This is a genomic window from Bradyrhizobium sp. CCBAU 51753 (assembly GCF_015291565.1).
GTDB classification, from domain to species: Bacteria; Pseudomonadota; Alphaproteobacteria; order Rhizobiales; family Xanthobacteraceae; genus Bradyrhizobium; species Bradyrhizobium ivorense.
Genome location: NZ_CP030037.1, coordinates 5,466,758 through 5,482,285, shown reverse-complemented (window position 1 = coordinate 5,482,285; position 15,528 = coordinate 5,466,758). Strand labels below are relative to the sequence as shown.

General features: G+C 65.5%; 17 protein-coding genes. 9 read left to right on the top strand and 8 right to left on the bottom strand.

Translation table 11 applies throughout. From position 1 onward, the window contains the following. From XH93_RS24955 to XH93_RS24945, 3 genes are all read left to right on the top strand, one after another. A complete protein-coding gene (locus XH93_RS24955) occupies positions 1-801 on the top strand; it encodes an NUDIX hydrolase (RefSeq protein WP_194469521.1) in 801 nt (266 codons plus the stop codon). 381 nt (positions 802-1,182) lie between these two features. Further along, the gene (locus tag XH93_RS24950) at positions 1,183-2,091 is read left to right on the top strand and encodes a DMT family transporter (protein ID WP_194469520.1); all 909 of its coding nucleotides are present in this window, start codon (positions 1,183-1,185) and stop codon (positions 2,089-2,091) included. Positions 2,092-2,398: 307 nt separating this feature from the next. Beyond that, on the top strand, positions 2,399-5,080 hold the full coding sequence (locus tag XH93_RS24945) for a PAS domain S-box protein (RefSeq protein ID WP_194469519.1): 2,682 nt from the start codon (positions 2,399-2,401) through the stop codon (positions 5,078-5,080). A gap of 411 nt (positions 5,081-5,491) precedes the next feature. Here the strand turns inward: XH93_RS24945 and XH93_RS24940 are convergent, their stop codons facing one another. Further along, entirely contained in the window at positions 5,492-5,842 is a 351-nt protein-coding gene (locus XH93_RS24940) for a GrlR family regulatory protein (protein ID WP_139484411.1), read from the bottom strand. Between the two features lie 238 nt (positions 5,843-6,080). Between XH93_RS24940 and XH93_RS24935 the strand changes: the two genes are divergently transcribed. Then, the gene (locus tag XH93_RS24935) at positions 6,081-6,521 is read left to right on the top strand and encodes a hypothetical protein (protein WP_246799294.1); all 441 of its coding nucleotides are present in this window, start codon (positions 6,081-6,083) and stop codon (positions 6,519-6,521) included. A gap of 202 nt (positions 6,522-6,723) precedes the next feature. On the opposite strand, the gene XH93_RS24930 is transcribed toward XH93_RS24935, so the two are convergent. Further along, positions 6,724-7,107: a VOC family protein gene (locus XH93_RS24930; protein ID WP_194469518.1), complete on the bottom strand. Its 384-nt coding sequence runs from the start codon at positions 7,105-7,107 to the stop codon at positions 6,724-6,726. 398 nt (positions 7,108-7,505) lie between these two features. Between XH93_RS24930 and XH93_RS24925 the strand changes: the two genes are divergently transcribed. Together XH93_RS24925 and XH93_RS24920 are read left to right on the top strand one after the other, a co-directional pair. Next, the gene (locus tag XH93_RS24925; RefSeq protein ID WP_194469517.1) at positions 7,506-8,057 is read left to right on the top strand and encodes a hypothetical protein; all 552 of its coding nucleotides are present in this window, start codon (positions 7,506-7,508) and stop codon (positions 8,055-8,057) included. Positions 8,058-8,268: 211 nt separating this feature from the next. Beyond that, complete coding sequence (locus XH93_RS24920; protein ID WP_194469516.1) at positions 8,269-8,805, top strand: hypothetical protein; 537 nt, start codon at positions 8,269-8,271, stop codon at positions 8,803-8,805. Positions 8,806-8,926: 121 nt separating this feature from the next. Here XH93_RS24920 and XH93_RS24915 read toward each other — a convergent pair whose 3' ends face one another. Then, a complete protein-coding gene (locus XH93_RS24915) occupies positions 8,927-9,337 on the bottom strand; it encodes a hypothetical protein (RefSeq protein ID WP_139484415.1) in 411 nt (136 codons plus the stop codon). Between the two features lie 293 nt (positions 9,338-9,630). On the opposite strand from XH93_RS24915, the gene XH93_RS24910 reads away from it, so the two are divergent. Next, positions 9,631-10,077, top strand: a complete 447-nt coding sequence (locus XH93_RS24910; RefSeq protein ID WP_194469515.1) for a MaoC/PaaZ C-terminal domain-containing protein — start codon at positions 9,631-9,633, stop codon at positions 10,075-10,077. A gap of 284 nt (positions 10,078-10,361) precedes the next feature. Beyond that, on the top strand, positions 10,362-10,655 hold the full coding sequence (locus XH93_RS24905) for a hypothetical protein (protein ID WP_139484417.1): 294 nt from the start codon (positions 10,362-10,364) through the stop codon (positions 10,653-10,655). 326 nt (positions 10,656-10,981) lie between these two features. Here XH93_RS24905 and XH93_RS24900 read toward each other — a convergent pair whose 3' ends face one another. Beyond that, the gene (locus XH93_RS24900; protein WP_194469514.1) at positions 10,982-11,329 is read right to left on the bottom strand and encodes a hypothetical protein; all 348 of its coding nucleotides are present in this window, start codon (positions 11,327-11,329) and stop codon (positions 10,982-10,984) included. Positions 11,330-11,451: 122 nt separating this feature from the next. Here XH93_RS24900 and XH93_RS24895 point away from each other — a divergent pair, with 122 nt between their 5' ends. After that, entirely contained in the window at positions 11,452-11,832 is a 381-nt protein-coding gene (locus XH93_RS24895; protein ID WP_194469513.1) for a hypothetical protein, read from the top strand. Positions 11,833-11,858: 26 nt separating this feature from the next. Here the strand turns inward: XH93_RS24895 and XH93_RS24890 are convergent, their stop codons facing one another. From XH93_RS24890 to XH93_RS24875, 4 genes are all read right to left on the bottom strand, one after another. Then, positions 11,859-12,719, bottom strand: coding sequence for a DMT family transporter (locus tag XH93_RS24890; RefSeq protein WP_194469512.1), 861 nt, complete (start codon positions 12,717-12,719; stop codon positions 11,859-11,861). Positions 12,720-12,801: 82 nt separating this feature from the next. Continuing rightward, the gene (locus XH93_RS24885; RefSeq protein WP_246799293.1) at positions 12,802-13,338 is read right to left on the bottom strand and encodes a TetR/AcrR family transcriptional regulator; all 537 of its coding nucleotides are present in this window, start codon (positions 13,336-13,338) and stop codon (positions 12,802-12,804) included. 197 nt (positions 13,339-13,535) lie between these two features. Continuing rightward, complete coding sequence (locus XH93_RS24880; protein ID WP_139484420.1) at positions 13,536-14,009, bottom strand: hypothetical protein; 474 nt, start codon at positions 14,007-14,009, stop codon at positions 13,536-13,538. A gap of 321 nt (positions 14,010-14,330) precedes the next feature. Beyond that, positions 14,331-15,524: an alkane 1-monooxygenase gene (locus XH93_RS24875; RefSeq protein WP_194469511.1), complete on the bottom strand. Its 1,194-nt coding sequence runs from the start codon at positions 15,522-15,524 to the stop codon at positions 14,331-14,333. Positions 15,525-15,528: the final 4 nt, after the last annotated feature.

Genomic DNA, 15,528 nt, shown 5'->3' with positions numbered 1-15,528 from the left:
ATGGCCGAGATCGCTGCCACCCGTCCTGCGTCCACCGTGCTGCTGCTGCGCGACGGCACTACTTCAGCTGAAATCGAAATCTTTATGATGGTCCGCCATCACCAGATCGAGTTCAACTCGGGCGCGCTGGTGTTTCCCGGCGGCAGCGTCGACAAGAACGACAACGAGATCGCAGCTAACCCCGCGCTCTATTCCGGCGGCGAAGGCCTCGACGCCGACGCGCTCGGCTTCCGCATCGCCGGCGTCCGCGAAACCTTCGAGGAGAGCGGCATCCTGCTGGCGCGGCCGAAGGGGTCGTCCGAGCTGGTCGATGCCAAGCGCGCCGACGCACTCGCGCTCGCGCACCGCAGCGCGCTGAACGAAGGCAAGATCACCTTCCAGACCATTCTCACCGACAACGGCCTGGTGCTCGCGCTCGACGCGCTGGTGCCCTATGCGCACTGGATCACGCCGGAGGGCATGCCGAAGCGGTTCGACACCTGGTTCTTCCTCGCCGCAGCGCCGCCCGAACAACTCGGCGCGCATGACGGTAAGGAATCCACCGACTCGATCTGGGTGTCGGCGCGCGAGGCGCTGGCCGGCGGCGAGAGCGGCCGCTTCAAGCTGCCGTTCCCGACCACCCGCAACCTGATCCGGCTCGGCAAGCAGCCGAACGTTGCGGCCGCGCTTGAAGACAGCAAGGGCATGTCGATCGTCACGGTGATGCCGGTGATGACCAAGACCGCCACCGGCCGCCAGCTCCGCATCCCCAAGGAAGCCGGCTACGACGGCGAGGTTTTTGACGTCGGCGCGATGGGGTGAGCCGTCATCCTGAGGTGCGAGCCCCTTCGGCGAGCCTCGAAGGATGAATCGGCCACCAGCCGGGCCGTCGACCCTTCGAGGGCCGCTGAAGAAGCGGCCACCTCAGGGTGACGGTGATAGGATTGAGCGCACAGCCTCTCCGCTGTCGTCCCGGGACCCATAACCACAGCTGTGCATTGTTGCGCGACGCTGGGACGACTATTTTTTTCAACAACACGACCCTGTGGTAAATGGGTCCCGGCCCCCGTGCGCAATTGCGCACTAGGCCGGGACGACGAAGGGAAAGAGAAGCGCGTCGCTCACACTTCGGTCGGCGCCGAAGGATCGACTTGCACCGGCGATGTAATTTCCGTCTCAAACCCACGAGACGGAATCCCCGCCATGACCACCGCATCGCGCCAGCCCGGCATGGCCTTCGAGCTGGCGCTGCTGCTCGCGCTCGCCACGCTCTGGGGCGGCTCCTACACCTTCATCAAGCTCGGGGTCGAGACCATCCCGCCGATCACGCTGATCGCGGCGCGCACCGCGATCGCTGGAGCACTGCTGCTCGTCATCATGCGGATGCGCGCCGTGACCATGCCGACGGATGGCGCGACCTGGCGCCGCTTCACGTTCCAGGCCTGCCTCAACAGCGTGATCCCGTGGACGCTGATCGCCTGGGGCGAGCGCTTCGTCGATGCCGGGCTCGCCACCATCCTCAATTCGGCCTCGCCGATCTTCACCTTCCTGTTCACCGCGATGGTCACCCGCCATGAGGCGGCGAGCCCGCGAAAACTGTTCGGCGTGATGGCCGGCATGGCCGGCATCTGCCTGATCGTCGGCGTCGACGCGTTCCGCGATCTCGGCACCGGCCTGGTGGCCGAGGTCGCGATCGTCGCCGCCACCATCTGCTATGCCTGTGCGGCGATCTTCAGCCGCGGCTTCAAGGGCCTCGATCCGATGGCGCCGGCGGCGGGCTCGCTGCTCGCCGGCGCTGCGATCCTGATCCCGCTCAGCTTCGCCGTCGAGCGGCCGTGGACGCTGGCGCCGTCGACGACGTCGCTCGCGGCGCTGCTGGCGCTCGCGGTGTTCTCGACCGCGATCGCGTTCGTGATCTATTTCCGCCTGATCCAGACCCTCGGCTCGGTCGGCACCACGGCGCAGGCCTATCTGCGGGTGCCGATCGGGGTCGCGCTCAGCGTCAGCTTTCTGGGTGAGCGGCTGAGCCCGACGGCGTGGCTCGGGCTCGCCTGCGTCGTGGTCGGGGTTGCCGCGATGACCATCCCGGCGCGGAAAACTGCCGCCGCCTGAAGTTTCGTCTGCCGAAACCGACAGGCAGGAATCATGACGCCGCGGCGACGGTGCCGGCTGCGGGGCCAAGAGCGCACCGCTACGGCGATTCGCCGACGTCATCAGGCTGGACCTCGCGGCCTGGACCGGGGCCGTCAGGGGAGGCGGGTAATCCCACCGGACTGACGCCGGCCCTGTGCCGATTTCGGGCACGCCACGTCATCAGGGTGACGCGGATCACACCCTAACTGGCTCCGGTGCTTCAGCATTTCCCCATCGCCCGTAATTTCCCGTATATTGCCCTCCATTGGACCCCGGCCCTGACCATATGACCGTTGAACTGCCGCCGAATTCGCAAGCGCCGCGAGCATTTTCCCTCTCGATCGGCCAGCTCACCTTCGGCAGCTTCCTGCTGGTGCTGGCTGTGATCATCATCACATCCACCGCCAGCGTGATCGCGATCCGCCATATCGACACGACCTTTGCCGAGCTGCAGCGGCTGCAGAGCGTCGGCGACATCTCCGAGGATATCGACCGCCGCATGAACGAGCTGCGGCTGGCGGCGCGGGATTTCGTCACCGAGCCCGGCAGCCAGTCGATTCAGGTCGCCGAGGCGGCTCAGTCGCTGAGCGAGATTCTGAAGAAGACCCGTATCCGGCTTGCCCCCGAGCAGCAGGACATGATCGACGGCGTCACCCAGCGGCTGGCGACCTATCGCGGCGGCATCGAGCGGATTTCGACACTGCTGAGCCGCCGTGCCGAGCTGGTCGCGGGCCTGCCGCCGCTGCGCGATGCCTTCGACAAGGCGGTCGCCGACAGCCCGGAGCCCGCCTTGGCGGCCGCGCTGTCGCAGACCCAGAGCCGCATCGCGACCGCGCTGCTGGCGCACAACACCTCGGCGGCCGAGCAGGCCGCGCAGAGCATGCGCGCGATGACCATCGCCGATCCCGCGCTGCGGACGGCGGTCGACAATTATGCCGAGGCGATCAGCGCGATCGCAACGCGCGAGGGCCAGATTGCCGACATCGACCGCGAGGTGCTCGGCGAGGAGGGCCGGCTGATCCAGCGCGTCACCGAGCTGCTGCGCGAGCTCAGCACCCGCCGCGGCCATGTGCTGTCGCGCGACTTCGCGCGCACGCTGGCCGAGGCCAAGTGGCAGAGCATCGTGCTGGGCACCGCCGGCGTGCTGATCGGCCTGTTCGCCGCGGTGCTGGTGGTTCGCCGCACCGTGCGGCCGCTGGCCAAGATCGCCGGCTCGATCCGCAAGGTCTCCGGCGGCGAGAAGAGCGCGTTCATCCCGGGCGCCGATCTCGACAACGAGATCGGCGACATCGCGCGCGCCGCCGAGGTGTTTCGCCAGACCCTGATCGACGCCGACAGCGCGCGCGAGGCCGCACTGCGCGCGCTCGCCGAGCAGCGGCTCGCCGAGGAGAGCTATCACAAGCTGTTCGAGGCCTCGGTCGAGGGCATCTATGTGACGACGCCGGGCGGTACGCTGCTCAACGCCAACCCGGCGCTGGCGCGGATGATGGGCTATGCCACGCCGCAGGACCTGATCAACGGCATCGACGACATCGCCTCCACCGTCTATGTCGATCCGGCGGCGCGCGCACGGTACCAGGACCTGATGCAGCGCGACGGCATGGTGCGCGACTACGAGTACCAGGTCCGTGCGCGCGACGGCTCCGCGCTGTGGCTGTCGGATTCCGCCACCGTGGTGCGTAACGATGTCGGCGAGGTGATCCGCTACGAGGGCACGGTGCGCGACATCACCGACCAGAAGCGCGCCGAAGACGCTATCGCCGAAGGCCGCCGCCTGCTGCAGATGGTCATCGACACCGTGCCCGCCGTGATCAACGTCAAGGACAGTGAGCTGCGCTATGTGCTGATGAACCGCTACATGGCCGGCATCTTCGGCATCGAGCCGCAGGACGCGATCGGCCGGACCACCGCCGATCTGATGTCGCGCTACGGCGCGGCCAAGAGCGACGAGAACGACAAGCGCGTGCTGTCGGCGCGGCGCGAGCTCGGCTTCTACGAGGAGGAGTACAAGGATTCCGCCGGCAACATGCGGCAGTGGCTGGTCAACAAGCTGCCGATCCTCGACGCCCAGGGCGAGATCGAGAACATCGTCACGGTCGCGCTCGACATCGGCGAGCGCAAGCGCTCTGAGCAGGAGATGCGCAAGGCGCGGGACTCCGCCGAGGCCGCGCTGCGCAATCTGCGCGAGACCCAGAACTCGCTGATCGAGGCGGAGAAGCTCGCCGCGCTCGGCCGCCTGGTCGCCGGCGTCGCCCATGAGGTCAACAACCCGGTCGGCATCAGCCTGACGGTGGCGTCCGCGCTCGAACGCAAGACCGCGACCTTCGCCAGCCAGGTAGAGCGCGGCGAACTGCGCCGCTCCAGCCTCAACGAGTTCCTGAACACGACGCGGGATGCCTCGTCGCAGCTCGTCGCCAATCTCAACCGCGCCGCCGAGCTGATCCAGTCGTTCAAGCAGGTCGCCGCCGACCGCAACTATTCCGACCAGCGCAGCTTCGATCTCGGCGATCTCACCGAGCAGGTGGTGATGAGCCTGCGGCCCGGTCTGCGCAAGCACAATCTGACGCTCAACGTCGATTGCGAGCCGGACCTGATCATGAACTCCTATCCGGGGCCGTATGGCCAGGTGCTGACCAACCTGTTCCTCAACGCGGTGGCGCACGCGTTTCCGGACGGCAAGGCCGGCGAGGTCGATATCCAGGTGCACGCCTGCGGCAAGGACAATGTCGAGGTGGTGTTCTCCGACAACGGCTGCGGCATGAGCCTCGACGTGCGCCGCCGCGCCTTCGATCCGTTCTTCACGACGCGGCGCGATCAGGGCGGCACCGGGCTCGGCCTCCACATCGTCTACAGCATCGTCACCACGCGGCTCGGCGGACGGCTCAGTCTGGAGTCCGAGCCCGGCCGCGGCACCCGCATCCAGATTATCCTGCCCCGCACCGCCCCGCTGGAGCAGGCCGCGGAGTAGGGGTTTGCTTGCGCGGCTATTTCTGCATGGTGCATTCGCTCTAACCCTGTCATTGCGAGCAAAGCGAAGCAATCCATGTTTCAATTCGGGGATAGATGGATTGCTTCGCTTCGCTCGCAATGACGAGAGAGCAGCTCACTGCCGGTTCCGTCATCCCCGCGCAAAGGCTCCGCCTTTGTCGCTGAAGGTGCGAGCCTTGCAGCGCAATTGCGCTGCTGGGCGAGCCTCGAAGGATGCACGGCTCGTGTGTCGCCACGCGGAGAGAGCCGGGCCGTCGACCCTTCGAGGCTCGCAAGGGCTCGCACCTCAGGGTGACGGGTCAAGCTTCGCGGCTGGCAAGGGCTCGCACCTTCAGCGACAAAGGCGGAGCCTTTGCGCGGGGATGACGGGCCTAGCTGCGACTGCAGAGCATTAATTCACATCCGCAAGCTTGTGCAGCGTGGCGCCGAAGATCTGGCTCGCCTTGCCGACCAGAGCGGTGCCGCTCATGGTGCCGCGCGTTTCGGTGAAGGTGCCGGTCACCCCGATGCCGACGGGGGCAGGGCCTCCGAACAGCGGATTGTCGGTGTCGCGCGGCGTGGTGTGGCGCTGCACCAGCACCTCGCCCTTGAAGGTGTCGCCCTTCACCGTGTAGCTGCCGGTGTAATACAAATAGGCGTCGCCGCCGAGGATCTGACCGTCGCGGAAGAGAATCACGCCGCTGCCCTTGCCGACGCGCCCGTCCAGCAAGGTGACGTGGATTGAGTACAGCCCGTTATTCATGACGTCCCACTTTGCCGGCCCGCCGCGCCCACGGCAGGCCGATCGGTTTTTTATGCCAAAGCACGCAACTTCGCGCAACGCGGCCGGTTATCCCGAGTTGTCCCGACTTGGTGCGAACCCTCGGTTCCTGCCAATGCTGTGACGGCGCGATGACGGCGGGGCCTTGCACGAATCAAACTGGCCCACGAAATGCATAACTGTGGTTGCACTGGCCGGTGAGTGCTGGAGCACACGATACATGACTGACTGCACGGAAGCCGGCGGCCGGTTGGCGCGCCTGTCTCGCGATCATGGAACTCTGGTCCGCCGACGCGCGGTCTGGGTAACGGCGTCACTGCGGTTCGGCCTGGTGGCGCTGCTGTCGGTGGCGGCTGCGCATCTGGCGGAGGCGCGCGATCCCGACGGCCGCTACGCCAATTCGCCGCTGAAGCAATGGTTCGACGGTCTGCGCAGCGGCAAGGGTCCTTGCTGCTCGGACGCCGACGGCAGCGCGCTCAGCGACGTCGATTGGGAGTCCAAGGACGGGCACTACCGGGTGCGCCTCGACGGCCAATGGATGGACGTCCCCGACGACGCCGTGGTCACCGAGCCCAACCGCGCCGGCCGCGCCATGGTCTGGCCGATCCGCAACAACACCGGCATTACGATCCGCTGCTTCATGCCCGGCAGCATGACCTAGCGGGGCGAGCTTACGAGCAGATCCCGCTCCGCGTCATCCCCGCGCAAAGGCTTCGCCTTTGTCGCTGGAGGTGCGAGCCTCTTCGGCGAGCCTCGAAGGATCGACGCCGGCCCCGTCGGTGGCCGTCGACCCTTCGAGGGCCGCTGAAGAAGCGGCCACCTCAGGGTGACGGGTCAGGTTGAATTTTTCCGCTGCTTCACTCTCACGCGTACTTCTGGTCGCGCTCCAGAAGCTCGATCGAGATGCCCTGCGGGCCGCGGATGAAGCAGATGCGCACGCCGGGACGGATCGTGGTCGGCTCCTTGGTGAACTCGACGCCCTTGGCCTTGATCTCGGCGGCGACCGCGTCGATGTCCTTCACCGTCAGTCCGAAATGGTCGAGCCCCTGATAGGGCGTCACCGGCGGCGCGTTGACGCCGTCGCCGGGGGCGACCTCAGCGATGAACACCTTGGCACCGCCGAGCGCGACGTCGATGCGGCCGGGACCGCGGATGATCTCGCCGCCGAGAATGTCGCGCAGCCAGGCGGCGGTCGCCTCGGGATCGGGACTGCGCAGGTGGATATGGTCCCAGGTCACGGTTGGCATCGCGGTCTCCTTGATTCTTGTGCGCTTGCGGCGCGCATTGCCGAGGCGGCTCAAATCTAGAGACGATGCAGAAAGCTGTGAAGCGGTTTTCCCCCGCGAAAACCGCGGCAGCGCGCGCCTTATGGCGCCGACAGAAGCCGGCGCTGAAGCGCCTGCCGCAAAATCACCGTCCCGGAAGGAAACCATTTTGGTCTCCGGCGATTGTCTCGGCTGTGGCGCCCCGACCCTGCGGCCGTCTCAGGACCAGTGCGGAAGCGGTGCCTGTCGGGGCATGGGCGGCAGGTTGCCGCCGGGGTGAGGGCACGGCGATGCGGATCGGCTTGGCGTCGTTTCGAAACCCGTTTCAAGATGTTGCTGTCGGGCGTTTCGGTGCAGGCAGGTTCTTCGCGGGCCTGCTGTTGCCGCTGATTGCCGTCGCGGGGATCACCGCCTGGCTGATGCTCCCGGAGCTCAGCGACGCTGCCGATGAAGCCGTCTCGCCGGCGCCATCCTCGATCATCCTGACAGCGCAGACTCCGTCGTCCGAGCCGCAGCCCGATCACGCCGCCGCGAACAAGGAGACACCGCCCGCGGTCGCGATTGTGCCGGCGAATGAGCCGATCACGGAGGGGATCGCGCCTGCGTCGCCGGCCGCGTCCGAGCCCGGCGTCGAAAAATCGCCGCTCGAGGGCCTGCGCGTTGCCTCGCAATCATGGCGGCGCGGCGGGCTCGGCTCGAAGGCGCTGGTCACGCTGACGCTGCGCAATCGCAACGATTTCGCGGTGAAGGATATCGAGATCGCCTGCGCCTTCGCCCGTCGCGACGGCAGCCCTCTGACCGAGCGCAAGCGCCTGATCACCGACACAATCGCGACGCGGACCCGCAAGACCTATTCACGGATGCTGGTCGGATTCGTCAATATCAACGCAACAAAGGCGAAATGCTCGGTTGTCACCGCGAGCCGCCTTTAATCCCCTATCCCGAAAAAGTGAGCACCCCGGGTGAACCAAAATCGGCGGGGAGGAACTAACTAGTACATCACCAGTTTAGGACATGACTCGGCGACGCCGATGCCGGCTTTCCGGGGGATCATGCGCAACCGACGAGATCGGGCGCACGATGGCGGCTGTCATCGTGCGCATACGAGTTGAACCGCGCCCGCTGCGCGGGGGAGCCAGCAAGATGCCAGTGGCGCGTTACTTCATGTTCGTTGGCGGAGTTCTGCTCGCGCTGCTGTTCGCCTTCGATGCGTTCACGCCGAAGGAGAGCGTGGTCGGCAGCGCCATCCAGTCGGCCGGCGGCATCGACAAGAGCACGGTCCGCATCAAATCGACCCAGAAATTGCCGGAGCTGGTGGTGTATGACACCAATCTGCCGACCATCGTCCCGTCGCAGGTGAATGCCGTGGCTGCGGCCGCGCCGGCAGCCGCCCGCGACAGCTCGGCGCAGGCCCGGGTCCGCGACACCTTCGCCCAGTTCGTTCCGGGCGAGAAGAACGACGCAGCCAGCAAGCCGGTGGTGGCGGAGGCCAAGCCGGTCGAGCAGCCGGCCCAGCCGGCGCAGGCGCCCAAGAAGCGCAAGATTGCCCGCAGCCACGCGCATCCGCCGACCCAGCTGCAGCCGCAGCGCTTCGCGCAGCCCGGCCCGTTCCAGTCGGGTCCGTACCAGCCATATCGCGTCGCACAGCAGCAGCAGCGCTTCGGCTTCTTCAACTGGTAAATCAGCCCAGCCGACGATCCGGCCGCCGCGGCAGACGCCAGCGGCGGCTTTTTTGTCTGAATCGCATCAGGCCGAACGGGCGGTCACGCGACCGCCTTGGCCAAATCCCGGCGAAACGCGGTTAGCGGGGCAGGCGCGGGATCTTGTCGGCAAAGCCGTTGTAGCAGGCCAGCCGCTCGTCCTCTTCCTTCACAAAGCGGCAGTCATTGACGCCCTTGGCGGGAGTGGCCTTCGGCTTCGGCTGCGGCTTGAAGATCTCGTCGTAGCAATTCAGCCGCTCCTTGGTGGCGTCGTCGATGTCCTGGCAGGCCTGCAGCTTCTGCGCGACCGACTGCTTGCCGGCCGGCTCGGCCTTCTCGCCCTTCTTGGCGGCCGACTTGGCCGACTTCTTGCCGACCTGGACCAGCGGCTTGTCGCCGACCATCGGCGGCTGCGCGGCGGCCGGGGCGGTGGCGGGCGGGGCGGCGGTGCCTTGGGCAAGCGCGGCAGCCGGGACGACCAGGAGCGCCAGCGCGAGGATGATCTGTCTCATGTCGAAAATGTCCGAATGGTGATGACCGGGAAGGCGGCGCCGGGAATCCGAAAAGCCCGGCAGCTGCCGTGACTTACCGCATGTTTTGGGGAAATCCTACCCCTCAGCGGACCTCCCCGGAACCGATCCACCGTCAAAATTGGCCCGCCGGGCGGGATTTGGCGCGCCGCGGCCGGGTCAAGGGAAGCGGTCCCGCATCGCCAATTCCGGTGGCGTGCCGAAGCTCATGACCTCCGAGGGAATGGAACGGCGTCGGCGTTGGTCTATCGTCCGTCTGAAACGGGAGGCGCGCGATGCTGTATGCGGAAGATCTCGCCGAGGGACAGACGTTTCAGCTCGGCAGCTATACGATCAGCGAAGCCGAGATCCTGGAGTTCGCCGGGAAGTATGATCCCGTGCCGATCCACACCGATCCCGTTGCGGCGGCCGCCGGCCCGTTCGGCGGCCTGATCGCGAGCGGCTTCAACACCATTGCGATCTATCAGCGCCTCGTGGTGGAGGCGATCTGGAGCAAGGTCGCCGGCATCGTCGGGCGCAGCCTCGAGATTCGCATCCCGAGCCCGGTCCGCCCCGGTGCCACGCTCACCGGCCAATCGCAGGTTCAGAAGATCACGATGCGGCCGGAGCGCCGCGACGCCGTCGTGATCTTCCGGACCGAGCTCGTCAACGACGAGCAGCGCCCGGTGCTGGTCGTGGTGCTCGACGTGCTGATCCGCATGCGGCCGGCGGACATCGCGTGATCGACGACCTTGCGCGCAGTGCTGCGGCAATTACGACAGGCCGGCGGCGGAACAACGGCGCATCAATGACGCCATTCTCGGCGAGGTCGTGCTACCCAGCGCCGCCTGAGCTCGCTGCGCGCTTTCACGCATCGACAGGCACGGAACTTGTGGGGAACGCAGTCAATGCGCCGCGGCTGCGGAACGTTTCGGTGCCGGATCGGTTCGAGACTTCGAGGCCCCCTCAGAGGGCGAGCGGGGAGGGGAAACCAGCCAAAACCGGAACCACGAACAGGAGCAAGCGCATGAAGCTCAATTCCGCGCAGGTCAAGCAGACGATGACGCAAATGAACGCCCAGGTGCTTCCAGAAGATCACCCGGCGGTCGCGCAACTGAACAGCGTGTTCGGCGAGCACACGTTCTTCGTCGACACCAGCGGCCTGAAAGTTCTCGAACCTGCCGAAGCCCCTGACATGCAGGGGCAGACCGGCGAAGTGGTCAGCCTCGCCGAATGGAGCGATCCGGAACTCACCAGTCTTCGGCCGCACGAGCCCGAGCCGACCGGTGTGCTCATCACGCTCGAGCCGAGCAAGCATTGATCGCGCCAGCAGCGCTCCGCGAACGGCCCTGGCGGCCGCTTGCGGAGCGGCTGCCACAAGCCGCAGCGCAGTCGGCCAACGCGCGATGAGATCGCGTCGCATGTTCATCGCGCCTTCGCTTCCCATCCGAGCATGATGCCGGCGCTTGCGCGTCTGCGCGTCACTGCTCGCGACGTTTTGGAATCGGCGACGCGCGACGCGGCGGCGCTCGGCTCGCGGGCGGCGGCAGGAATTCGTCACAGATGCAGTTGCCCTGTCCATCGTCTCGAGCCGGGCTGCCGTCAGGACAGACGTGGCAGAACGGGGGTGGCGGATTCTCCGGCGTGTTACAGGCGCACGACCATACCCCGATGATCGGCTGCCAGGAGCAGAACCAGTTTTCCGGCGCGCATTTCTTTGGCCTCGCGCATGTGCAGGCACTGCCGCCCCAGAATGGCGCAGAGCCGTTCGGGCACGAAGGCACCATGCCCTCGCAGATTTTGTCGGCCGCAGCTCCTCCCGCAAATGCCGTCAGACCAATCAGCACGGCGAAGACAAACGCACAAATCGAGCTCACACGCATAAATATACCTCACTGCTGAAATCGTGGTGAGATTGTACAGCGGATGGCACCGGTCGGCCAGCGCAAATGCCTCGGGGTGGAAGCCCGGCAAGCGGTCTGGTGGCGGCGCCATTTGCCCTCGTGATCGCCGACAGTCCCTAAGGTCACGCCAAGAGGTGCCGAAAGTCACATCCCAAATCAGCCGTGCCTGCCTATGCATCGGTTCCAGGTGCATATCGAGGCGGTGAGGGGCAGATGGGGATGGTGCGGCGCTGGAGCTCCGAGGAGGACGAGACGCTCAGGGAGCTCGCCCGGGCCGGAAAGAATGCGCTCGAGATCAGCAACGCGCTGACCCGCAGCCCCTCCGCGGTGCGCCGCCGCGCCGAAGTGCTGTCCGTCCTCATCATTGCAAAAGCCTATCGCGCGCGTCCCTCGCATGTCGCCACCCATCTCGAGCGGGTGGCGATCGACGCGATCGGGAGTAGCCGCCCGTTTCCCGCGGGCGTCGGCCCGAGCACCATCGCCGGAATGATCGAGAAGGGCTGGATCGTCGCCGACGGCACGACGGGACGGAAGTATCGCGTCACCGACGTCGGCGTCGAGGCGGTGCGGCGCAAGATTCCGAGCGGCGGCTGAGCGGGCGCAGCTCGGTCTCGCGTTGTTCAAGTCGGTCGCATGCTCGGTCTTATCTGTGTGATGGCGACGCCGGAGATCGCGAGCGCTCCACCGAAGATCAGCTTTGGCGTCATGCGGTCGCCAAGGAACAACACGCTCGAGATCAGGGCGAACACCGGAATTAGCAGGCCGAAGGGGGCGACGCGGCCCATGGAGCAGCGCCCGATCAGCCAGAACCAAAGGCCGAACCCGACAATTCCTCCGATGAAGATGGTATAGGCGAGTGCCAACCAGCCGCGCTCATCCGCCGCGACAAGGCTCGTCAGTTGCCCATATTCGAGCAGCAACGACATCAGCATGACCTGCGGCACCGTCAGCAGCGACGACCACCCCATCAGCATCAGCGGATCGAACGGGCCGTAGCGTTTCGTCAGGACGGTGGACACCGCAAATGCGAAGGCTGCCCCGACCACGAGCAGCAGCGGAAGCGGATTTGCCGACAGGTCGGGCTCCGCCGCCAGCACGATCACCCCGATGAATGCAAGCACCACGCCGGCGCATGTGGTGAGCGACGGCCGTTCCGCGAGCAGCGGCCAGGCCAACAGGACGGTGAAAGGCGGGGCGAGTTGATATGCGACCGCCGATATGCTTCCCGAGCCGAGCCCAAGGCCGACATAGAACAGCCCGAAGTTCAGCCCACCAAGGAAAATTGAAATCGCTGCGATAGGGCCGAACTGTTGAGGCGTGGGCCTTTTGACGAACGGAACAAGCAGCAGCGCTATGGCCACGAACCGCAGTGCGAGGAAGAAGAGAGGTGGAAACTCCGTAACGCCCACTTTGATGGCCACGAACTGATAACCCCAGAGCAGGGGAACGGCCACCGCGCAGACGATCTGGATGGCAGACATGGCACCTTTCCTTTACTTTTCATTTCAAGACCGATCGGTCCAAATATCGGCGTGCGAATTCACGGCGCTGTCCACGGGCTGTTTACCTGACGAAGCGATCGAGTAGAGCGTCGGCGGTGGCTTGCGACGTAATCGGTGTGGGGCCGGACTTGGCGATGACGCGCAGCCCCTCGACGAAACAGACGAGAATTCGCGCGGCACTTGAAGGCTCGACACCGTCGGCCAACTTGCCGGCCGCCTTCGCGCGGGAAAGTGCAGCCGCCACCCTGGTCTCCATGGCTTTGAAAAAGCCCGCGGCGCGACGATTGACGTCGGCATCCTGGCCAGCCAGTTCCATGGTCGTGGCCACCAGCAGGCATCCGCGACGGCCTTTCGCACCGCTCGTGCGGTCGACGTAGCCGGCAAAGTAACTCCGCAGGCCGTCGACGGGATCTCTGCGCGGATCGAATTCGATATCCATCCGTGCCAGCGCATCGGCGATGTAGCGATCGAGCGCACACAGGAACAGCGAGTGCTTGTCACCGAAAGCAGCATAGAGGCTGCCGCGCGATAGCTTCGTCGCACGAAGCAGATCGGGCAGCGCCGTGGCGTGATAGCCGCGCGACCAGAACACCTGCATGGCCCGTTCGACGGCGCCGTCGACGTCGAAACTGCGGGGCCGGCCGCGAGGCAACTGTGCCGGGGCTTGATTCATGACCGATATATAGACCAATCGGTCTTTAAATCGCAAGCGCCAAGTACGTGTCGGCGTCGCAAATATCAGCCGCGGCCATGTTCCATGGCGGCAAGGGTGAGAACAAGGCACGGTGGAATCGGCTATTGCCCGAAGCTCATGCCGGGCCGGATCATGCCTTCCAAGATCGCATTCATATGCCGGTCGACCGTCGCGATGTCGGTGGAGGGGCCGACGGCGACGATGCTGTACGCCAAGTGCTGATCCATGGCCTGACAGGCAATCTGGATCAAAAGTTCCTGCGAGTTTGGAAACATCGCGCCGCCACCGACGCCGATTTCGCTGAAACCGTAAATACTGAAACCATGCAACAAAAGTTGCCGCTGGCCCTCCGCTGCGCAGTCGCCGTTCCACTTTTTGATGTAGTCGGCGGTCATCTTTGGCGGAAGCGTATATGCCTGCCATCGCCAATTCATGTACATCGTCGGGCTCGACAGCTTGGAGGCATTGGCGCCGGAGGGAAACAGCTTGTCCCAACTGGTGACCACGGCGGTCGCCAAACTCAAGACGGCGACGATCACCGCAATCCAAGTCGTCTTGCCTGATCCTTCGCTCACGATGCCGGGTCCAACGTTGGTGATGAAAAAGCCCGCGCGAAATGCACTCTGAAAAACGTCCGGGACGAAGTATATCAGAGGTATAGATTTATATCCATCACAACCTGTCGATCCGGCGGGGGGCGCACTCGCGCCGGAATATCTGACCTGGGGTGAGGCTTGGGCGCGTCAGGTGCTCGCCGACCGAAGTCCGAAAGGGCGGCTAACCCGTTGATAGAAGCGCGCTCGAATGGATTTGAATCTCCGACCCTCGGAATCGAAATCCGATGCTCTGGCGGGGTGAGCCGCAAAGGCGCGCGCCGCCGAATTGCGGTGGAGGCACTACGCGCCGGTGGTCGCCGAACCTCCGTCGCGGGACGCGAGATCGTTTGGCTCACCGCGCGGCCGATCGCGCAAGTTCAGCTTGCTCTTGTCGCCGCCGGCCCACGCCAGTGTCTTCGGGTCCATCACGCGGAACCAGAGCGGCGGGATCGCCGCCAGCCCGAACATGCCGGTGTAGCCGTTCGGCAGCCGCGGGATGTCGTCGAAGTCGCGCAGCGACTGGTAGGGGCGCATCGGGTTGGCGTGGTGATCGGAATGACGCTGCAGATGGAACGTCATCAAATTCGAGACGATGTGGTTGGTGTTCCAGGAGTGGCGCGGCTCGACCGGCTGGTAGCGGCCGTTCGGCAGTTTTTCGCGCAGCAGGCCGTAATGCTCGACATAGTTGGCCTGGGTCAGCGCATACCAGCCGAGGAAGTGATGCGCGACGATCAACGGCGCCACCTTCCAGCCGAACAGCGCAATCAGCGCGGCCGCGACGACGAAGGTGAGCGCAAAGCCCTGCAGGATCTCGTTGTTGACCGACCAGACCGGCTCGCCGCGCCGGGTCAGCCGCTCGGCCTCGTTGCGCCAGCCGCGCCGGAATGCGCCGGGCAGTTCGCGCAGCGCGAACGCATAGATCGATTCACCGAACCGCGCGCTGGCGGGATCCTCGGGGGTTGCGACCCAGGTGTGATGGCCGCGATTGTGCTCGACACGGAAATGCGCGTAGCCGACCGCACAGTTGGCGAGCGTGCCGAACAGGATGTTGAGCTTGTCCGGCTTGTGGCCGAGCTCGTGCCCGATCAGCAGCGCGCCGCCGTTGATGGTGCCGACACCGAGCAGCAGCACGATGTAGGACCACCACGGCAGCTCCTGGGTGCCGAAGAACGCGATCAGGGCGACGTAGTTCACCCAGGGAAACAGCACGGTGAAGCGCGCGAGCCTGAGATAATACGGATCGGCCTCCATTGCGGCGACCACCTCGGCCGGCGGATTGTGGGTGTCCTCGCCGATCAGCATGTCGAGCAGCGGGATCAGGCCGAAGATGAAGACGAACGGAATCAGCGTCGCCAGCGGATTGTGCGTCTCGAGATAGAGCCAGTAGGACAGCAGCGGGACCAGCGGCGGGATGAAGGAGAGCATCCACAGATAGCGCTTGCCGTCCCGGTAGGTGATCGTCTCGCCGGCAGCATTGGTGCCCGTGAAGATCATCGCA